The organism is Burkholderia sp. LS-044 (assembly GCF_004803625.1).
Classification (GTDB): Bacteria; Pseudomonadota; Gammaproteobacteria; order Burkholderiales; family Burkholderiaceae; genus Burkholderia; species Burkholderia cepacia.
The window spans coordinates 254,837-274,222 of the sequence record NZ_SSWO01000010.1 but is presented as its reverse complement, the minus strand read 5'-3'; the positions used below and the strand labels follow the sequence as shown (position 1 = coordinate 274,222).

The 19,386-nt window shown below is 67.8% G+C and carries 22 protein-coding genes and 1 tRNA gene; 12 read left to right on the top strand and 11 right to left on the bottom strand.

Going from position 1 to position 19,386, the window contains the following annotated elements; translation table 11 throughout:
• Nucleotides 1-74 precede the first annotated feature (74 nt).
• The 5 genes from E9536_RS25720 (at nt 75) to E9536_RS25700 (ending at nt 4,719) form a co-directional block, all read left to right on the top strand.
• Nucleotides 75-1,025 carry a branched-chain amino acid ABC transporter permease gene (locus tag E9536_RS25720; RefSeq protein ID WP_006478051.1) on the top strand — a complete coding sequence of 317 codons (951 nt, stop codon included), beginning with the start codon at nt 75-77 and terminating at the stop codon, nt 1,023-1,025.
• A gap of 18 nt (nt 1,026-1,043) precedes the next feature.
• Nucleotides 1,044-2,213, top strand: a complete 1,170-nt coding sequence (locus tag E9536_RS25715) for an ABC transporter ATP-binding protein (protein ID WP_027786675.1) — start codon at nt 1,044-1,046, stop codon at nt 2,211-2,213.
• A 24-nt stretch (nt 2,214-2,237) separates the two neighbouring features.
• A complete protein-coding gene (locus E9536_RS25710; RefSeq protein WP_021160760.1) occupies nt 2,238-3,014 on the top strand; it encodes an ABC transporter ATP-binding protein in 777 nt (258 codons plus the stop codon).
• Nucleotides 3,014-3,730 carry an ABC transporter ATP-binding protein gene (locus E9536_RS25705; RefSeq protein ID WP_027786676.1) on the top strand — a complete coding sequence of 239 codons (717 nt, stop codon included), beginning with the start codon at nt 3,014-3,016 and terminating at the stop codon, nt 3,728-3,730. The genes E9536_RS25710 and E9536_RS25705 overlap by 1 nt, the downstream gene beginning before the upstream one ends.
• Before the next feature lie 317 nt (nt 3,731-4,047).
• Nucleotides 4,048-4,719: a DUF2278 family protein gene (locus E9536_RS25700; RefSeq protein WP_059686583.1), complete on the top strand. Its 672-nt coding sequence runs from the start codon at nt 4,048-4,050 to the stop codon at nt 4,717-4,719.
• Nucleotides 4,720-4,743: 24 nt separating this feature from the next.
• Here the strand turns inward: E9536_RS25700 and E9536_RS25695 are convergent, their stop codons facing one another.
• The 3 genes from E9536_RS25695 to E9536_RS25685 all read right to left on the bottom strand — a co-directional run bounded on the left by E9536_RS25695 (nt 4,744) and on the right by E9536_RS25685 (nt 7,722).
• Nucleotides 4,744-5,199 carry a GNAT family acetyltransferase gene (locus E9536_RS25695; RefSeq protein ID WP_124534902.1) on the bottom strand — a complete coding sequence of 152 codons (456 nt, stop codon included), beginning with the start codon at nt 5,197-5,199 and terminating at the stop codon, nt 4,744-4,746.
• A gap of 13 nt (nt 5,200-5,212) precedes the next feature.
• On the bottom strand, nt 5,213-6,397 hold the full coding sequence (locus E9536_RS25690; protein ID WP_136471108.1) for an acetylornithine transaminase: 1,185 nt from the start codon (nt 6,395-6,397) through the stop codon (nt 5,213-5,215).
• A 293-nt stretch (nt 6,398-6,690) separates the two neighbouring features.
• Nucleotides 6,691-7,722 (bottom strand): CDP-6-deoxy-delta-3,4-glucoseen reductase, encoded by a 1,032-nt coding sequence (locus E9536_RS25685; protein WP_021160764.1) that lies wholly within the window; start codon nt 7,720-7,722, stop codon nt 6,691-6,693.
• Nucleotides 7,723-7,829: 107 nt separating this feature from the next.
• On the opposite strand from E9536_RS25685, the gene E9536_RS25680 reads away from it, so the two are divergent.
• Entirely contained in the window at nt 7,830-8,867 is a 1,038-nt protein-coding gene (locus E9536_RS25680; RefSeq protein WP_059686585.1) for an NAD-dependent epimerase/dehydratase family protein, read from the top strand.
• Here the strand turns inward: E9536_RS25680 and E9536_RS25675 are convergent.
• Entirely contained in the window at nt 8,850-9,038 is a 189-nt protein-coding gene (locus E9536_RS25675; RefSeq protein ID WP_027786681.1) for a hypothetical protein, read from the bottom strand. The genes E9536_RS25680 and E9536_RS25675 overlap by 18 nt on opposite strands.
• Before the next feature lie 105 nt (nt 9,039-9,143).
• Nucleotides 9,144-9,860 carry a 16S rRNA pseudouridine(516) synthase gene (locus tag E9536_RS25670; protein ID WP_027786682.1) on the bottom strand — a complete coding sequence of 239 codons (717 nt, stop codon included), beginning with the start codon at nt 9,858-9,860 and terminating at the stop codon, nt 9,144-9,146.
• Between the two features lie 114 nt (nt 9,861-9,974).
• Between E9536_RS25670 and copC the strand changes: the two genes are divergently transcribed.
• The 4 genes from copC to E9536_RS25650 all read left to right on the top strand — a co-directional run bounded on the left by copC (nt 9,975) and on the right by E9536_RS25650 (nt 13,009).
• Nucleotides 9,975-10,349: a copper homeostasis periplasmic binding protein CopC gene (gene copC / locus E9536_RS25665; protein ID WP_136471106.1), complete on the top strand. Its 375-nt coding sequence runs from the start codon at nt 9,975-9,977 to the stop codon at nt 10,347-10,349.
• A gap of 68 nt (nt 10,350-10,417) precedes the next feature.
• The gene (locus E9536_RS25660; protein ID WP_124534898.1) at nt 10,418-10,918 is read left to right on the top strand and encodes a DinB family protein; all 501 of its coding nucleotides are present in this window, start codon (nt 10,418-10,420) and stop codon (nt 10,916-10,918) included.
• Nucleotides 10,919-11,097: 179 nt separating this feature from the next.
• Complete coding sequence (locus tag E9536_RS25655) at nt 11,098-11,871, top strand: SDR family oxidoreductase (protein ID WP_021160770.1); 774 nt, start codon at nt 11,098-11,100, stop codon at nt 11,869-11,871.
• Between the two features lie 199 nt (nt 11,872-12,070).
• Nucleotides 12,071-13,009 (top strand): LysR family transcriptional regulator, encoded by a 939-nt coding sequence (locus tag E9536_RS25650; RefSeq protein ID WP_124815392.1) that lies wholly within the window; start codon nt 12,071-12,073, stop codon nt 13,007-13,009.
• A gap of 38 nt (nt 13,010-13,047) precedes the next feature.
• On the opposite strand, the gene E9536_RS25645 is transcribed toward E9536_RS25650, so the two are convergent.
• Nucleotides 13,048-13,944 carry a LysR family transcriptional regulator gene (locus tag E9536_RS25645; RefSeq protein ID WP_124815389.1) on the bottom strand — a complete coding sequence of 299 codons (897 nt, stop codon included), beginning with the start codon at nt 13,942-13,944 and terminating at the stop codon, nt 13,048-13,050.
• A 106-nt stretch (nt 13,945-14,050) separates the two neighbouring features.
• On the opposite strand from E9536_RS25645, the gene E9536_RS25640 reads away from it, so the two are divergent.
• Nucleotides 14,051-14,941: an alpha/beta hydrolase gene (locus E9536_RS25640; RefSeq protein WP_136471104.1), complete on the top strand. Its 891-nt coding sequence runs from the start codon at nt 14,051-14,053 to the stop codon at nt 14,939-14,941.
• Nucleotides 14,942-14,963: 22 nt separating this feature from the next.
• On the opposite strand, the gene E9536_RS25635 is transcribed toward E9536_RS25640, so the two are convergent.
• Nucleotides 14,964-15,863: an SDR family oxidoreductase gene (locus E9536_RS25635; RefSeq protein ID WP_136471102.1), complete on the bottom strand. Its 900-nt coding sequence runs from the start codon at nt 15,861-15,863 to the stop codon at nt 14,964-14,966.
• A gap of 41 nt (nt 15,864-15,904) precedes the next feature.
• Nucleotides 15,905-16,642, bottom strand: coding sequence for an SDR family oxidoreductase (locus E9536_RS25630; protein ID WP_060206978.1), 738 nt, complete (start codon nt 16,640-16,642; stop codon nt 15,905-15,907).
• A gap of 117 nt (nt 16,643-16,759) precedes the next feature.
• Between E9536_RS25630 and E9536_RS25625 the strand changes: the two genes are divergently transcribed.
• Nucleotides 16,760-17,662 carry a LysR family transcriptional regulator gene (locus E9536_RS25625; protein ID WP_119336924.1) on the top strand — a complete coding sequence of 301 codons (903 nt, stop codon included), beginning with the start codon at nt 16,760-16,762 and terminating at the stop codon, nt 17,660-17,662.
• Nucleotides 17,663-17,698: 36 nt separating this feature from the next.
• Here the strand turns inward: E9536_RS25625 and E9536_RS41565 are convergent, their stop codons facing one another.
• From E9536_RS41565 to E9536_RS25615, 3 genes are all read right to left on the bottom strand, one after another.
• A complete protein-coding gene (locus E9536_RS41565) occupies nt 17,699-17,866 on the bottom strand; it encodes a hypothetical protein (RefSeq protein ID WP_021160775.1) in 168 nt (55 codons plus the stop codon).
• 147 nt (nt 17,867-18,013) lie between these two features.
• Nucleotides 18,014-18,098, bottom strand: a tRNA-Leu gene (locus E9536_RS25620).
• 96 nt (nt 18,099-18,194) lie between these two features.
• A complete protein-coding gene (locus E9536_RS25615) occupies nt 18,195-19,352 on the bottom strand; it encodes an ABC transporter substrate-binding protein (RefSeq protein WP_136471100.1) in 1,158 nt (385 codons plus the stop codon).
• Nucleotides 19,353-19,386: the final 34 nt, after the last annotated feature.

The window sequence follows — 19,386 nt, the reverse complement described above, 5'->3', positions numbered from 1 at the left end:
CGCCGAGAAGGCGCGATTCCTCGCTTACCCGCGGGGCGCACCGTCCTCCGGCAGCACGGGCCAAGGAGCTTTAAATGGATATTTTCGTCCAGCAGGTTCTCAACGGGCTGGTGCTCGGCAGTGTCTACGCCATCATCGCGTTGGGCTACACGATGGTGTACGGCATTCTCGGCATCATCAACTTCGCGCACGGCGACGTGCTGATGATCGGCGCGATGGTCGCCTTGTCGGCCATCACCGTGCTGCAGAACCATTTCCCCGGACTCGGCAACGTCGCGACGCTGACGATCGGCCTGGGCATCGCCGCCGTCGTCTGTGCGTTCGTCGGCTTCACGATCGAGCGGGTCGCATACCGGCCGCTGCGCCGCGCACCGCGCCTCGCCCCGCTGATCACCGCGATCGGCGTGTCGATCCTGCTGCAGACCGCCGCGATGATCATCTGGTCGCGCAACCCGCTGCCGTTCCCCCAATTGCTGCCGACCGATCCGATCAACGTGATCAAGGCGACCGACACGACGCCCGGCGCCGTGATCTCGGTTACTGAAATCGTGATCATCGCGGTGGCGTTCATCGTGATGGGCGGCCTGCTGCTGCTCGTGCACAAGACCAAGCTCGGCCGCGCGATGCGCGCGATCGCCGAAAGCCCGAACACCGCGAGCCTGATGGGCGTGAACCCGAACTTCGTGATCTCGGCGACGTTCATGATCGGCTCCGCGCTCGCCGCGCTGGCCGGCGTGATGATCGCGTCCGAATACGGCAACGTGCACTTCTACATGGGCTTCATCCCCGGCATGAAGGCATTCACGGCCGCGGTGCTGGGCGGGATCGGCAACCTCGGCGGCGCAATGGTCGGCGGCGTGCTGCTCGGCCTGATCGAGCAGCTCGGGGCCGGCTACATCGGCAACCTCACGGGCGGTGTATTCGGCAGTAACTACCAGGACGTGTTCGCCTTCGTCGTGCTGATCATCGTGCTGGTGTTCCGTCCGTCCGGCCTGTTGGGCGAACGTGTCGCGGATCGCGCGTAACGGAAGGGAGCAAACAACATGACATCCATTCAACCGATTGAATCCTCGACGTCGCTCGTCGAAGAGCGCAACACCGCCAAGACCGTCATCATCGGCATCCTGACCGCTGCGTTCGTGATCGCCGCGCCGATCATCATCGGCTCGGCCGGCGGCAACTACTGGGTCCGCGTGCTCGACTTCGCGATGCTGTACGTGATGCTCGCGCTGGGCCTGAACGTGGTGGTCGGCTTCGCCGGCCTGCTCGACCTCGGCTACATCGCGTTCTACGCGGTGGGCGCGTACACGGCGGCATTGCTGAGCTCGCCGCACCTGACCTCGCAGTTCGAGTGGATCGCGGCGCTCGCGCCGAACGGCCTGCACATCCCGTTCCTGATCATCGTGCCGATCGCGATGGCGCTGGCGGCGACCTTCGGGATCCTGCTCGGCGCGCCGACGCTGCGCCTGCGCGGCGACTACCTGGCGATCGTGACGTTGGGCTTCGGTGAAATCGTCCGGATCTTCATGAACAACCTCGACCGTCCGGTGAACATCACCAACGGCCCGAAGGGGATCACGGGCATCGATCCGGTGCACGTCGGCGGCTTCAACCTGTCGCAGACGCACTCGCTGTTCGGCCTGCAGCTGCCGTCGGTCTACATGTATTACTACCTGTTCGTGCTGTGCTCGCTGCTGGTGATCTGGGTGTGTACGCGCCTGCAGCACTCGCGTATCGGCCGTGCCTGGGCAGCCATCCGCGAAGACGAAATCGCGGCGAAGGCGATGGGCATCAACACCCGCAACGTGAAGCTGCTTGCGTTCGCGATGGGCGCGTCGTTCGGCGGCCTGTCGGGCGCGATGTTCGGTGCGTTCCAGGGCTTCGTGTCGCCCGAGTCGTTCACGTTCTGGGAATCGATCGTCGTGCTCGCCTGCGTGGTGCTCGGCGGCATGGGCCACATCCCGGGCGTGATCCTGGGCGCGGTGCTGCTCGCGATCTTCCCGGAATTCCTGCGCTCGACGATGAGCCCGCTGCAGCATGCGCTGTTCGGTCACGACGTCGTCGATACGGAAGTGATCCGTCAGGCGCTGTACGGCCTCGCGATGGTGGTCATCATGCTGTACCGCTCGGAAGGCCTGTGGCCCGCGCCGAAGCATGAGGACAAGATCGCGAAACTGGCGAAGCGCAACAGCAAGAAGCCGGTGCGCGCTTAACCTACGGACACAGGGGATATACACATGAGCGACAAGCAAATCCGACTGTCCGTCAAGGGCGTGAACAAGCGCTTCGGTGGCCTGCAGGCGCTGTCCGACGTCGGCCTCGAGATCAAGGAAGGCGAGATCTACGGGCTGATCGGCCCGAACGGCGCCGGCAAGACGACGTTCTTCAACGTGATCACGGGCCTCTACACGCCGGACTCCGGCGAGTTCAAGCTCGACGGCTCGGAATACAAGCCGACCGCGGTGCATCAGGTCGCGAAGACGGGCATCGCGCGCACGTTCCAGAACATCCGCCTGTTCGGCGGGATGACGGCCCTCGAGAACGTGATGGTGGGCCGCCACGTGCGTACCAAGCACGGGCTGCTCGGCGCGGTGTTCCAGACGCCGGCCGAACGCCAGGAAGAGCGCGAGATCAAGGAACGCGCGATCGAGCTGCTCGAATACGTCGGTGTGCTGCAGTACGCCGACTACACGTCGCGCAACCTCTCGTACGGCCACCAGCGCCGTCTCGAGATCGCGCGCGCGCTGGCGACCGACCCGAAGCTGCTCGCGCTCGACGAGCCGGCGGCCGGGATGAACGCGACCGAAAAGGTCGAACTCACGCGCCTGCTCGACAAGATCCGCTCGGACGGCCGCACGATTCTGCTGATCGAGCACGACGTGAAGCTCGTGATGGGGTTGTGCAACCGGATGACGGTGCTCGATTACGGCAAGGTGATCGCCGAGGGTCTGCCGCAGGACGTGCAGAAGAATCCGAAGGTGATTGAGGCATATCTCGGCGCAGGGGTGCACTGATGGCAGCGGCAATGTTGAAAATCAAGGGCTTGCAGGTCAACTACGGCGGCATCCAGGCCGTCAAGGGCGTTGACATGGAAGTCCGTCAGGGCGAGCTCGTGACGCTGATCGGCGCGAACGGCGCAGGCAAGACCACGACGATGAAGGCGATCACGGGTCTCAAGCCGTATTCGGCGGGCGACATCGAGTACGACGGCAAGTCGATCAAGGGCGTGCCGACCCACGAGCTGCTCAAGCGCGGCCTCGCGATGGTGCCGGAAGGTCGCGGGATCTTCGCGCGGATGTCGATCGTCGAGAACATGCAGATGGGTGCGTACCTGCGCAATGACACCGAGCAGATAAAGAAGGACGTCGACCGCATGTTCGGCTTCTTCCCGCGTCTGAAGGAGCGTGCGACGCAGCTCGCGGGCACGCTGTCGGGCGGCGAGCAGCAGATGCTGGCGATGTCGCGCGCGATCCTGTCGAAGCCGAAGCTGCTGCTGCTCGACGAGCCGTCGATGGGCCTGTCGCCGATCATGGTCGAGAAGATCTTCGAAGTGGTGCGCGAGATCTCGAAGGAGGGCATCACGGTGCTGCTCGTCGAGCAGAACGCACGCCTCGCGCTGCAGGCGGCCGACCGCGGCTACGTGATGGATTCGGGCACGGTCACGATGGAAGGCGATGCGAAGCAGATGCTCGACGATCCGAAGGTGCGTGCCGCGTATCTCGGTGAATGAGTGAGTGAATGAGCGGGCCCGGTGGCGCGCGACGGCAGGTGCCGGGCGCGTCGCGCACGGGCTATCGAAAGGCTGTCACGGGATGCCGTGACAGCCTTTTTTTTCGTGTCATGCGATCCGGGGCGAACTTGTGCGTGCGGGCGCGACTCCATTCGACTGTTGCGCCGCGCACGCGACGCGGGAACGATGGGGCAGGGCCGCCCGAAGCCGGTCGCCCGAAGCCGGTCGCCCGACGCCGGTCGCCCGACGCCGGTCGCCTGCAAACCGACACACGGGCCGTGTAGCATCGACGGCCCATCGGGACACGGAGAGCACGCATGAGTCTGGACTACGGTTTCGTGAAGGCGAAGGTGACATCGGTGGCGAAGCTGAAGGGCTCGCCGCACGGCAGCGAGATCCAGTATCACATCCACCTGACGCTGGCGTTGCCGGGCGGCAACTGGGACGTCGCGATCAACGTCGGCACCAGCGACGCGGACGACTTGCTGAACTACAAGCTCGTCTACGATTTCCACCACCCGATCACGCAGACGCTCGCGGCCGCGGCCGAAGGCTATACCGACCTGACGGGGCAGGCCGCATTGCCCGCGCTCGACTACCTGCGCAGCGACATCCTGAACGAAACGGGAGCGTGGCGCGCGAGCGCCGTGATGGACGGCACGGAGAATCCGGAGCCGATCCCGTCGCTGCTGCGGCTCGTGAACGCCGCGCAGTCGCAGGGGCTCGACGTCGTCGTGTTCGGCCGCTCGTATGCCGAAGGCAACGGCATCCACGACACGCACATGAACCAGGGTTCGACCGGCTCGAACTACGTGCACCGTGCGGGCGACGACCACAACGACCACAACGACATCTGGCAGGACGGCGCGCTGATCGTGCGCGTGAGCGACACGCAGTGGGCCGCATATTTCGCCGCGTTCGAGCAGCAGGCCGTGCCGACCGACGCGCTCGGCAATCCGCTGCCGGGCGCGGGGCCGATCACGCGCTGAGATCGCCGGCGGCCGGCTTTCGCGTCATGCGGCCGGCAGCGTCTTGCCGAACGAGATGCGTTCCTCGACGCGGTAGCCGAGCGCCGCGTAGAAGCGGCACGCATCGTCGTTGCCCGGCAGCACCTGCAGGTTGATCTTCAGGCAGCCGCGCGCGGCGAGCGCGCGTTCCGCATGCGCGATCAGCGCGCGGCCGATGCCGAGCCGCCGCGCGTCGTTCGATACGCCGAACGAGTAGAGCCAGCCGCGATGTCCGTCGAAACCCGCCATCAGCGTGCCGACGACGCGTGCGCCGCTGGTCGCGACGAAAAACAGCTCCGGCTGCGTCGCGAGCTTCAGCTCGATCGATCGCATCGGATCGCGGTGCGGCGGCGCACTGGCTTCGTCGTACTGCGGGAACGCGTCGCGCCATACCGCGAGCACGGCATCGGTGTCGGCGCGTTCGAACGGGCGGATTGCGACAGCATCGGCGGCGGCATCCATCGGCGGGCTCTCCTCAGAGCGTGTCGAGAACCGACCGCAGCATCGCCATCATCTGGTCGATCTCTTCGGTCGTCACGTTCAGTGCGGGCATGAAGCGCAGCAGGTTCGGCCGCGCGGCGTTCAGCAGCAGGCCGTCGGGCTGCATGTCGCGTGCCTTCTCGACGATCTGCAGGCCGATGTCCTTGCCGAGCAGCAGCGCGCGCAGCAGGCCTTCGCCGCGTTCGCCTTCGAAGCCGCGCTCTTCCGACAGCTCGAGCAGCTTGCGCTTCAGGTATTCGCTGCGCGCGCGCACGCCTTCGAGGAAGCCGGGCGCGACGAGCTGCGAGATCACCGAATAGCCGACCGCCGTCATCAGCGGGTTGCCGTTGTACGTGCCGCCCTGGTCGCCGGCCTCGAACACCGCGACCTCGGCCTTCGACAGCAGCGCGCCGAGCGGAGCGCCCCCGCCGATGCCTTTCGCGAGCGTCATGACGTCCGGCTCGATGCCGGACAGCTCGTACGCGAACAGCGTGCCCGCGCGGCCGCAGCCGCTTTGCACCTCGTCGACGATCAGCAGCAGGTTGTGCTGCTTCGTCAGCGCGCGCAGCGCCTGCATGAATTCGCGCGTCGCCGGAATCACGCCGCCTTCACCCTGGATCGGCTCGAGCATCACCGCGACGGTCTTGTCGGTGATCAGCCTCTCGACCGAGTTGATGTCGTTGAGCTCGGCCTTCGGGAAGCCCGGCACCTGCGGTGCGTAGATCGTGTCCCAGCCCGGCTTGCCGCTGGCCGACATCGTCGCGAGCGTGCGGCCGTGGAAGCTGTGGTCGAACGTGATGATCTCGTAGGCGCCGTTCTTGAACTTGCGGCCCCACTTGCGCGCGAGCTTGATCGCGCCTTCGTTTGCCTCCGCGCCGCTGTTCGTGAAGAACACCTTGTCGAACACGCTGTGCTGCGTGAGCAGGCCCGCGAGCTTCGCCATCGGTTCGTTGTAGAACGCGGGCGACGGGTTCAGCAGCTTTTCCGCCTGCGTCTTCAGTGCTTCGACGATGCCGTCGTTGCAGTGGCCGAGGCTGTTGACGGCCCAGCCCTGGATGAAGTCCAGATAGCGCTTGCCCGTGTGATCGTAGAGCCACGAACCCTTGCCGTGCGTAAACACGATGTCGGGGCGGTTCGTGATGTACATCAGCGAGTCGATCGGATAATCGTTCAGGGGCATGGCAGCAGACTCCAGCGGGCGTTGAAAGGGAAACAGGCAATAAAAAAGCCACGGAAGGCCGTGGCTGGTGGGTCGAACAGCTTGTGCGTAACCGGTGAGGCGGTGTGGGGGTTACGCGCGAGTCCGTGACGAGTCTGCGGCATCCGGGCGGAGCGGCGAGCGGCGACGTCGAAGGGCGGACAGGAAGCAGTTCATGTGCGCAAGCATAAGGCATCCCGCGCCTCACTGTAAACCGCCGCGATGCCACGGATGTGACATCGCGGTGCGCAACGCGGGACGCGGGTGCGCGGGTGTCAGACCGGATGCGCGAGATCGGCGGCGCTCGTGAACGAGTCGGCGTAGAACTCGTCAGCCGGCAGCGCGTGGTGCTGCGTGAAGTCGCGCTGCGCGGATTCGACCATCACCGGCGCGCCGCACGCGTACACCTGGTAGCCCGACAGGTCGGGCAGATCCTCGATCACCGCGCGATGGACGAAGCCGGTGCGGCCCGTCCACTGGTCGCCGGCGTCCGGCTCGGAGAGCACCGGCACGTACTTGAAATTCGGGATCTCGCGTGCCCACTGCTCGGCGAGCTCGTCGAGGTAGATGTCCTTCTTGCGGCGCGCGCCCCAGTAGAGCGTCATCGGGCGCGTGATGCCCGTGTGCTTCACGTGCTCGATGATCGCCTTGATCGGTGCGAAGCCCGTACCGGATGCGAGCAGCACGATCGGCTTGTCGGAATCCTCGCGCAGGAAGAACGTGCCGAGCGGGCCCTCGAAGCGCAGGATGTCGCGCTCCTTCATCGCGCCGAACACGTGGTCGGTGAACTTGCCGCCCGGCATGTGGCGGATGTGCAGCTCGATCGGGCCTTCCTCGTGCGGCGCGTTCGCCATCGAGTAGCTGCGGCGCGAGCCGTCCTTCAGGATGAACTCGACGTACTGGCCCGCGAGATACTGCAGGCGTTCGTTGGCGGGCAACTGCAGCTTCACGACCATCACGTCGTCGGCCTTGCGTTCGAGCGCGGCGATCCGGCACGGCAGCTTCTTGACCTGCACGCCGTCGACGCCGGCGATTTCGCGCACGTCGATTTCGAGATCGCACTGCGCCTTCGAGCAGCACAGCAGCGCGAGGCCGCGCGTGCGCTCGTCGTTGGACAACGCCGACGCGGCGTGCGGGCCCTGTTCGATCTGGCCCGACACGATCTGGCCCTTGCAGGAGCCGCACGCGCCGTTCTTGCAGCCGTACGGCAGATGGACGTTCTGGCGCAGCGCAGCCGCCAGCACGGTTTCATCCGACTCGACCTGGAATTGCCGGCCGCTTTGCTTGAGAGTGACGTTGAATGCCATAGAACCAAACTAGAACAAAATGTGGGGACCGTGCATGTCGAGCACGGCAGCTACAATGCAAGCCCGTTGCGCGTCGCGCAACGGTGGCTACTGATTTCGCAACCAACATGATCGCGACTCGAATCCTGCGCCGGCCGCGCGCATTGATCGTCGGCTGCGGCGACGTCGGCATGCGCTGCGTCGCGCAATGGCGCGACACGCATCGCAACCTGCGGATCTTCGCGCTGACGAGCCACCCGGCCCGCCGCGACGAACTGCGTGCCGCGGGCGCGACGCCGATCGTCGGCGACCTCGATCGCCGGGCGACGCTCGGCCGCCTCGCGGGCCTGGCCCGCACGATCCTGCATCTCGCGCCGCCGCAATCCGACGGCCGCGACGACCGGCGCACGCGTGCGCTGATCGCCGCAACGACCGTGCCCGCACGTCGTCCATCGACTCCGCCGGCACCGGCGGTCGGCCGGCTCCGAACGCTGCGCACCGCTGCACGGCAGGCCGGCGCACCCGTTCGGGGAGCGCGTATTGTACCCGACGGCCTTCGCGCGCCGAGGCTCGTCTACGCGAGCACGACGGGCGTATACGGCGACTGCGGCGGCGCGCGCATCGACGAGACGCAGCCCTTGCGCCCCGCGAATCCGCGCGCGTTCCGACGCGTGTCGGCGGAGCGGCAACTGCGCGCGGCGACGGTGCGCGGCGTGCTGTCCGCGCGCATCGTGCGCATTCCGGGCATCTACGCGGCGAACCGCCTGCCGGTCGCACGGCTCGAGCGCGGCACGCCGGCACTCGAGCCGGCCGACGACGTCTACACGAACCACATCCACGCGGACGATCTCGCGGCGATCCTGCGCCGCGCGGCCGAACGCGGCAAGCCGGCGCGCGCCGTGCACGCGTCGGACGACAGCGAACTGCGGATGGGGGAGTATTTCGACCGGGTCGCGCAGGCGCTGGGCCTGCCGAGGCCGCCACGCGTCAGCCGCGCCGACGCCGAGCGTCAGCTCGAACCGACCCTGCTGTCGTTCATGCGCGAGTCGCGGCGCCTGTCCAACGCACGGCTCAAGGCCGAATTGTGCGTGACGTTGCGGTATCCGACCGTAGACGATTTCCTTCAAACGCTCGCGCCGGGCAGCGCGTCAGGTCAGCGCCGGTAATGCCTCGATCAGCAGGAAGCACAGCAGCGCGCCGATCAGCGCGCCAATCAGGTTCGGATGATATTTGTGCTTCAGGTGCATCGCGGCCAGCAGGCCGCCGATCACGATGACACCGATGACCGCGAACGCGATCATCATGTACGACAGTTCGAAAGTATGGTTGATGTTCATGATGTCTCCCCTGCATCGCTGCTCGTACAGCTTGTCATTTCAGTATAGCGGGGGAACATGCGGCAGGGATGCGGCCGGACGTCGAACGGTCGTGCGGATTTTCCCTTACAGGGTTTCGACGGAATTGCGCAGCGCTGAAAGGTCGGCGTCATCGAGCCAGCGCCACGCACCTGGGGCGAGATCGCCCGGCAGCGCGAAGCCGCCGATGCTTTCGCGATGCAGCGCTTCGACGCGATTGCTCGCCGCCGCGACCATGCGCTTGACCTGGTGATACTTGCCTTCGAGGACGGTCAGCGCGAGCGCGTGCGGTGCGCGCGCGTCGGCGGCGACCGCCGCGATCGGCTTCGGCTCGCCGTGCAGCTGCACGCCGGTGCGCAGCGCATTCAGCTGCGCATCGTCGAGCGGATGGCGCACGGTGGCCACGTAGGTCTTCGGCACCTTGCGCTTCGGCGACGTGTACGCGTGCACGAACTGGCCGTCGTCCGACAGCAGCAGCAGGCCCGTCGTGTCCTGGTCGAGACGTCCGACGCACTGCACGCCGCGCGCGACGAGCGGCGCGGGCAGCAGGCTGAACACGCTCGCGTGGTGTTGCGGATCGCGCGAACACTCGTAGCCGGCCGGCTTGTTGAGCGCGAGATACGCGCGCGCGTGGAACGGCCACGCCGTATCGTCGACCGAGAACACAAGGCCGTCGGTATCGAACGCGGCGTCGGGGTCGGCCGCGCGCGCGCCCGCCACGCTGACGCGGCCCGCTTCGATCAGGCCGCGGCACTGGCGGCGCGAGCCGAAGCCCTGGGTGTAGAGAATGCTTTCGAGATCCATAGCGCGCGCATTCTATCAAGCGGCGGCGCGCGGCCGGCGTGAACCCGCATGCGCTGGTAAGCTGCCGGTACGCCGCGCGGGGTGCGGCGCCCGTTCATTCTTCACGGAAAGTCCATGCCTTTCGCTTCGTTCCCGTTCGGCCGCAAGGCTGCCGCCGTCATCCTCGCCGCAACCGTCTCGTCGGTTGCGTTCGCGCACGCGCATCTCGCGAAGAGCGACCCGGCGGCAGGCGCGGCAGTGGCCGTCGCACCGGCTGCCGTCACGATCGACTTCACCGAGCCGCTGGAGCCGGCGTTCAGCTCGATCGTCGTCGTCGACGGCAACGGCAAGACGGTGTCGGACGGCCGTGCGCGCATCGACGCGTCGAACCGCAAGCGGATGACGGTGCCGCTCACGGCGGTCGGCACGGGCGCCTATACGGTGAAATGGGTGGCCGTCGCGACCGACGGGCACCGCACGCAGGGCGCGTACGGCTTCAGCGTGAAGTGACGTGACGCAACGGCGGCGGCAGGCCCGTGCCAGGGCTGCCGTCGCTTCCATTCGACAGGGAGTCCCGCATGAATCCGACGACGCTCGACGCACTCGCCGATTTTCCCCGTCAGCTCGAAGCTCATTTCGCGGCCGTCCCCGACGGCTACGCGCGCTGGACGCCCGACGACTGGACCGGAATCCCGAGCGAGCACTTTTCGCCGCTCGGACAGCTCTGCCACGTGCGCGACATCGAGACCGACGGTTATCACGTGCGGCTGCGGCGGATGCTCGAGGAAGACCGGCCGCTGCTCGTGTCGATCGATGGCGACGCGCTCGCGATCGAGCGCCGCTACAACGACGCGTATGCGTCCGACGTGCTCGCGGCGATCCGCGAAGCACGGCGCGAGACGCTGGACCTCGTGGCGCGCCTCACGCCCGAGCAGCTCGCACGCACCGGGGCGTTCGACGGTTACGGCTCGCTGACCGTGCGCGGGCTCGTCCACTACCTGTGCAGCCACGACCAGCAGCATCTGGCCGGCATGCAATGGCTGCTCGGCAAGATCGACGCGGCGCTGTACGCGCGCTGAGCCGGCCGGCATCCGCGGAATCGAGTGGCGATTCCGGAAATTTTGTCGGTGCGGCAGGCCACATTGCCTTGCGGCGATTGGACCGATTTTCTGGATAATCCATCCAGCCGCGACCGGCTGACCGGTGCGTCGCGCGTGCCTACACTCCAGGATTCGTTCATCGAGAAAAGGAGTCCACCGTGGCAATTCATACGCTCGCAGACAAGGTCGTCCTGATCGCAGGCGGCGCAAAGAATCTCGGCGGCCTGATCGCCCGGGATTTGGCGAGCCACGGCGCGAAGGCAGTGGCAATTCATTACAACAGCGCCGCATCTCAGGCACAGGCCGAGGAGACGGCCGCCGCGGTGCGCGCGGCCGGCGCGGAGGCTGCCACGTTCCAGGGCGACCTGACGACGGCCGCCGCGGTCGAGAAGCTGTTCGACGACGCTAAACAGCGCTTCGGCAAGATCGACATCGCGATCAACACGGTCGGCAAGGTGCTGAAGAAGCCGTTCACCGAGATCAGCGAGGCCGAGTACGACGAGATGTTCGCGGTCAACAGCAAGTCGGCGTTCTTCTTCATCAAGGAAGCGGGGCGGCACCTCGAGGATCACGGCAAACTCGTCACGCTCGTGACGTCGCTGCTCGGCGCGTTCACGCCGTTCTATGCGGCGTACGAAGGATCGAAGGCGCCGGTCGAGCATTTCACGCGTGCGGCGTCGAAGGAATACGGCGCGCGCGGGATCTCGGTGACGGCCGTCGGGCCGGGTCCGATGGACACGCCGTTCTTCTATCCGGCCGAGGGCGCCGATGCGGTCGCGTATCACAAGACGGCGGCCGCGCTGTCGCCGTTCAGCAAGACGGGCCTGACCGACATCGAGGACGTCGTGCCGTTCATTCGCCATCTCGTCACCGACGGCTGGTGGATCACGGGCCAGACGATCCTGATCAACGGCGGCTACACGACCAAGTAATCGACCAAGTAATCGTTCGGGCAACGCGCCGCTTCGGCGGACGTCGCGGGGTGCGGCGTGCACCGCAATGGCGCGTTTGCGTGGACAATGGACGGGCGCGCGGCCTCGCGGCTGCGCGCCCGTTTTTCTGTGCCGCCGGACCTTGCCGCGACGCGCGACATCCGGCGACGACGCGCTTCCGAACCTACGCTCCCTGCCGATGGACAAGCTGGATCAGGTCAGAATCTTCCTGCAGGTTGCCGAGATGGGCAGCTTCATCAAGGCCGCACACGCACTCGACGTGCCGCGCGCGACCGTGTCGGCGGCCGTCCAGCAGCTCGAGACGGGGCTCGGCACGCGCCTCCTGCATCGCACGACGCGCCAGGTGCAGCTGACTGCCGACGGCGCGTTGCTGCTCGAACGCGGCCGGCGCCTGCTCGCGGAAGCCGACGAACTCGACCGCCTGTTCCGCCGCCGCGACCGCGACGTGATCGGCCGGCTGAACGTCGACGTGCCGAGCCGGATCGCGCGGCGCATGGTGGCGCCCGCGCTGCCGTCGCTGTTTCGCCGTCACCCGAAGCTGCAACTGTCGCTCGGCTCGACGGATCGGTCGATCGATCTGGTGCAGGAGGGCGTCGACTGCGCGATCCGCGTCGGGCGGCTCGCGGACAGCAGTCTCGTCGTGCGGCCGCTCGGGCAGTTCACGCTGATCAACTGCGCGAGCCCCGACTACCTGCGCGAATGCGGCGTGCCCGAGCATCCGGATGCGCTCGCGCACGGACACTGGGCGATCGGTTATGCGTCGCCGACGACCGGGCGTGAACTCGACTGGGAATACTGCTCGGACGGCCAGCGGTACACCCTCACGCTGCCGAGCCGCGTGATCGTCAACAACGCCGAAACCTATATCGCCAGCTGCATCGCCGGGATGGGGCTGATCCAGATTCCGCGCTTCGATGTCGAGCATCTGCTCGACAGCGGGGCGCTGGTCGAGGTGATGCCGGGCCATCGGGCCGCGCCGATGGACGTGTCGGCCGTGTATCCGCACCGGCGCCATCGTTCGCGCCGGCTCAATGCATTCGTCGAGTGGTTCGGCGAGCTGATGGCGAGCGCGCTGACGAGAGGTGGGGAGGGCCGGGAGGACGGAGAGGGCGACTGACCGGCGCGCGGTTCGCGTCGCGTGCCGCCGCGCCGGGTTCAGCCGGGCGGCGCCGCGAACCGCCGGCTGCGCCCGGTATCCCGCACCGCATCGATCAACGCCGCACCCGCGCCGTCCGGTTTTGCCGCGAACGCGTAGAAGCGCGCGGCCGGGAGTGCCGGCAGACCGTCTTGCGGCCCGCATTCGCGCAAGCCGTCGCGCAGCTGGCTGCGCGCCAGCGCGGTGACCGCGAAGCCGGCGAGCGCGGCGGACACGCAGCCGGCCATGCTGCCGCTCTCGAACAGCACGCGAAACGGGCGCAGCGAGGCGGCGAGTGCCGCGACGGCGGCTTCGCGATAAACGCACGGCTGCGGAAACAGCGCGAGCGGCACCTCACCTTCGGCGTCGAGCGTGCGATCCGACGCGAACGCCCACACGAGCGGCTCTTCCCACAGCAGTTCGCCCGGCGTGTCGACCTGCCGGCACTGCTTGCCGAACACGACGTCGAGCCGGCCGAGCGTCTGCTCGCGCAGCAGCGACGCGGTGATGCCGACCTTCAGTTCGATCGACGTGCGCGGGTGGCGGTCGCGAAACGTGCGCAGCACGTGCGGCAGCCACGCACCCGCGAAATCCTCCGACGCGCCGACCCGCAGCGGCCCGTGCGCCGGCGCGCCGCGCAGCCTCGCGCGCACTTCGCGCTCCATGTCGACGATGTTGCGCGCGTACGCGTACAGCGTGTCGCCGGCCGGCGTGAGCGCGATGCGGCGCGTCGTGCGCGCGAGCAGCACCGTGCCGGCTGCCTGCTCGAGCCGCTTGATGTGGCCGCTGACCGCCGACGGCGTCAACGCAAGCCGTTCCGCGGCCGGCGCGAACCCGCGGCTGTCGACGACTTCGAGGAAGGTGCGCAGCAGCGTGATGTCGAGCGCGGTCGACGCGGGATCGGTCAGCGGTTCCATGGTTCGATTCAACACAATACGCGAAGAGTGAACAATGATACTCCGCGAATCGTGATGAACGACCGGCCTACCATCGTGCACTCGGATCGACCCAACGGAGTGCACGATGACGACCTACGCACATGCGACGACCGCGTCGCTCGATATTGCCTATCTCGAATGGAACCCGCGCGGCGAGCGCGTGGCGGTACTGCTGCACGGCTGGCCGGACAGCCCGATCGGCTGGGACGCCGTGGCGGCGACCCTTGCCGCGCGCGGCTACCGCGTGCTCGCGCCTGCGCTGCGCGGCTTTGCGCCGACGCGCTTTCGTGACGCATCCGTGCCGCGCAGCGGCCAGCTCGCGGCGCTCGGACGAGATGTGCTCGACTTCGTCGATGCGCTCGGTCTCGAGCGGCCCGTGCTGGTCGGGCACGACTGGGGCGCCCGGGCGGCCGCGAACGCGTGCGGGCTGCGCGATGACGCCGCATCGCATCTCGTGATGCTGTCGGTCGGATACGGCACCAACGACCCCGGGCAGCCGCTGTCGCTGCAGCAGGCGCGCAATTACTGGTATCACTGGTTCATGGCGACGCCGCGCGGCGAGCAGGCGTTGCGCGACGATCGCCGCGCGTTTGCCCGTCTGATGTGGGACACGTGGTCGCCACCGGGCTGGTATCGCGACGGCGATTTCGAGGCGGCGGCAGACGCGTTCGACGGGCCCGACTGGATCGACGTCGTCCTGCATTCGTATCGGCATCGGTGGGGATTCGTGCCGGGCACGCCGGCCCATGCCGATGACGACGCGCGCCTGAATCCCGCGCCGGTGCTGGCATTGCCGACGCTGGTGCTGCACGGCGGCGCGGATACCTGCAATCACCCGGACAGCTCGGCCGGGCGTGAGCGCTTCTTCGCGGGCCGCTACGCGCGGCAGGTGCTGGACGGCGTCGGCCACTTTCCGCAGCGCGAGGCGCCGGCGGCGGTTGCGGAAGCGATCCTCGGGTTCTGCGAGCCGCGCTGATGCGCGCCGGGCGCGCACCGGATCAACTGCCGACGCGGGCGGCCAGCAGGTCGGCGAGGCCGATGTTCCTGAACATCTCGCGGCGGACGCGATCGCCGACGCGGAACACTTCCTCCGCGCCGTCCTGCGACGGATCGACGAATACGCGGTACGGGCGCTTGCCGGCGGGTGCGGCGACGATGTCGGCAATCGCCGTCGCGACGGTGCCGGCATCGGCGTCTGCCGGTTCGAGCGCGGCGAGGCCCTGCAGTGCCTGCCCGGCGACGCCCGCATAGGGGCCGTCGTCGTAGGCGGCCTGCACGGCCGCATCGGCCGGCTTGCCCGCGTGGGCGAAGTGATTCGTGCCCTGGGTGAAGGCGCCCGGCACGACGATCGACGTCTCGATACCCCAGCGGGCGAGTTCGGCGGCATAGGACACCGCGAGCGAATCCATCGCGGCCTTCGCGGCGAAGTAAGGGGCGAGGAACGGCGGCGTACCGCCGCGTGCGGACGACGACGACACCCAGACGAGCAGGCCGCGGCCCTGACGGCGCAGGTGCGGCAGCGCCGCGCGGTTGACGCGCTGGGTCGACACGACGTTGATGTCGTAGAGCTGGGCGATCTGCTCGGGCGTGAACGCTTCGGCCGGACCGAACACCATGTGGCCGGCATTGTGGACGATGACGTCCAGGCGGCCGTTGTCCGCGATCACGCGATCGATGGCGGCACCGACGGACGCGTCGTCGCCGACGTCGAGCTCGACGGTGCGCAGGTCGACCCCGTGCTCCTGCGCGTAGGCGGCAATGGAGGCGACGCGCGGCGCGTTGCGGCCGGTGCTTTCGCGCATCGACGCGTAGACGGTATGGCCGGCGCGGGCGAGCGCCTGGGCCGTCAGCAGGCCGAAGCCGCTGGACGCACCCGTGACGAGAATGACTTCCTTCATGATCGATCTCCGGTAAGCGGGGGGGCGAGGCAGGCGGCCCGTCAGCACATGCCGCCGTTGGCGCGCAGGATCTGGCCGTTGATCCACGCGCCGTCGGGGCCGGCGAGGAATGCGACGACGCGCGCGATGTCGTCGGGCTGGCCGAGCCGCTCGAGCGGGTTCAGCTTCGCGAGCCGATCGACGAGTTCGGGACTCTTGCCCTGCAAGAACAACTCGGTCGCGACCGGTCCCGGCGCGACGGCATTCACGCGGACGCCGCGCCCGCGCATTTCCTGCGCGAGCACCTGCGTCAGGCTTTCGACTGCCGCCTTGCTGGCGACGTACACGCCGTAAGTCGGCATGCGCATGCCGATCACGCTGGTCGACAGGTTGATGATGCGTCCCCCGTCGCGCACCCGCCTGGCCGCTTCGCGGCATACGTTGAACGTGCCTTTCACGTTGGTGGCGATCGTTTCGTCGAAGAGCGCATCGTCGCAGTCGGCGATGGTCGCCAGCTTCATCACGCCCGCGGAATTGACCACGACATCCACGCCGCCGAATGCAGCTTGCGCGGCGTCGAACAGCGCGGCGACGGCCGCCGGGTCGGCGACGTTCGCCTGCACCGCGACGGCATGGCCGCCGTCGGCGACGATCGCGTCGACCACTTCGCGGGCCGGGCCGGCGCTCCCGGCATAGTTGACGATGACCCGGAAGCCGTCCCGGGCGAGCTGGCGCGCGATTTCCGCGCCGATGCCGCGCGATGAACCCGTGACGAGGGCGACCTGTTCCGATGTGCTCATGTCCTGCTCCTTGGTTCGTGAGTGCCGAGCGATCCGGCGACAGGACTAATGTAGGCTTCCTCGGTCAATAAAAATAATGAATAATGAGAAGATCAAGAATGACTAAAAGTATGTCTTATGGCATTCGACAGCAGGCTTTTGAGCGGGATCGGCGTGCTCTCCGCGGTGATCGAGGCCGGCACCTTCGCGCGGGCCGGCGAAGCGATGGGATTGACGCAGCCGGCGGTGAGCCGTGCCGTCGCCCGGCTGGAAGAGCGCGTCGGCATCCGGATCTTCAACCGCACGGCGCGCGCGATCACGCTGACCGACGAGGGCCGGCGTTTCTATGAGGCGGTCGCGCCGCTGCTGGCCGGCATCGAGGAGGCGGCGATCGACGCCGGCCAGTCGAAGGCGCGTGTCAGGGGGCGGCTGCGCGTCAATGTCGACGCGACCTTCGGCCACTACGTGCTGGCGCCGAAGATGGCCGAGTTTCTCGAGCGCTTCCCCGACCTGTCCGTCGAGATCAGCGTGCGCGACCGGATGGGCGACCTCGTCGCCGACGGGTTCGACGTGGCCGTGCGATTCGGCATTCCGGAACCGTCGTCATATCGTGCGCGGCTGCTGCTGGAAACGCGCGTGCTCACCTGCGCGTCGACCGCCTATGTCGCGCGTCATGGCGAACCGCGGCATCCGCGCGACCTCGCGGACGGGCACCGTTGCGTGCTGATCCGCGACCCGGTGACGGGGCGGCCGTTCGAATGGGAATTCCATCGCGGCAAGGAAGTGGTGCCGTTCGATGCCGCTGGCCGGCTGATGGTCAACGATACGGGCATGCTGCTCGGTGCGTGCCTGGGCGGCGCGGGGATTGCGCAATTGCTGGAGCTCTATGCGCGGGACATCCTGGCTGAAGGGCGGCTGGTGCTGCTGTTGCCGGAATGGGCGGACGAGACGTTTCCGCTTTACGCGTATCACCACGCGTCAAACCTCGTCTCGGCGAAGGTGAGGGTGTTTCTCGACTTCGTTCGCGAACTGATGGCCTGAGCGCGAGACGCGGCCGGCGGCAGGACGGCCGGCGCTTCATTCGGTGCGATGCGGGATGTTGTCCGGGAACGGATACGGTGCGTGCGGACCCGGCCAGTCAGGCACCGGCGGCGCGGTGAGGACGTCGCATCCGCCCAGCACGAGCACGAGCGCCACGGCGAGCACGCGGCGGCGGAGCGGGGATGAAATCGTGCGCATGGACATGGCGCGCCTCCGTGCCGCGCATCCTCATGATGCTTGGACTGTTGCGCGGGCGCGCGCGTTGCGGCGCGTGCGGCAAAAACAAAAAACCCGCGAAGCGGCGAGCTTGCGCGGGTTTCGACAGATGCAGCGCACGACGCTGCGAAATACTGGTGCCCAGGGCCGGAATCGAACCGGCACGCCTTGCGGCGGGGGATTTTGAGTCCCCTGCGTCTACCAATTTCACCACCTGGGCTTGATCCTGGCCGCGCATGCGATTGTGCGCGGCGAAACGCGAATTATGTCTGAAATCCCGGCGCCGGGCAAGCTGCCCCGGTGCCGGTCGTGCACGTCACTGGCTCAGATAGACGAACCGGCCCTGCTTGACGATCCCCATCACGCTCGCGCGCTGATCGAGCCCCACATGATCCTTGTCGCTGGTATTGACGACGCCGTTCGGCACGACGAGCTCGTGCGCGCGTTCCAGTTCGCGCCGCAGCGCCGTGCGGAACGCGGGCGTGCCGGGCTGAGCGGCCTTCAGCGCGCGGCCGACCGCATCGGCAAGGCGCGGGTACACGCCCGCCGCGTCGCCCGCGAACTGCGTGACCGTGCCGGCGCCGTATTTCGCCTCGTACGCGTCGACGAACACGAGCGCGGCCTTGCGGGCCGGATGATCGGCCGGCAGCGTGCGCGCGACGACCACCGGCTGGGTCGGGAACAGCGTCCCGTCGACGTCCTTGCCGCCGAGCTTGATGAATTCCGGCGTCGCGATCCCGTGCGTCTGGTAGACCGGGCCCTTGTAGCCGCGCTCGATCAGCGTGCGCTGCGGCAGGACGGCCGGCGTGCCCGAGCCCGCGATCAGGATCGCGTCGGGCTTTGCCGCGATCAGCTTCAATGCCTGACCCGTGACGCTCGCGTCGGTGCGGTTGTAGCGCTCGGTCGCGACGACGCGGATCTTGCGCAGGTCCGCGAAGCGCGTGAACTCGTTCAGCCAGCTGTCGCCGTAGCTGTCCGCGAAGCCGATGAAACCGACCGTCTTCACGCCGTGGTTGGCCATGTAGCGCGTCATCACGTCGGCCATCGCGCGGTCGCTCTGCGCCATCTTGAACGCCCAGGTCCGCGCGCCTTCCTGCGGCTCGACGATCGCGCCGGAGCCGACCAGCGTGATCATCGGCGTCTGCCCGGCCGCGACCGCGTCGAGCGCCGCGAGCGCGGCCGGCGTGATGTTCGGCCCGACCACGACGTCGACGTGATCCTCGTCGACCAGCTTGCGGATGTTGCGCACCGCGGTGCCCGGGTCGGATGCATCGTCGAGCACCGTCACCTGCACGGGCTGCCCGGCGATCGTCTTCGGCCACATCAGGATGGCGTTCTTGCTCGTGATGCCGATCGCGGCGGCCGGGCCGGTCGACGACAGGTCGACGCCGACCTTCAGGTCGGCATGGGCGGCGGCACAGGCGAGCGCGAGCGCGCCGGCGGCGGCGCGGCGCAACAGGGCGGGAAGCGTCATGCGGGATTCTCCGTCGGGCAACGAAAAGGGGCGC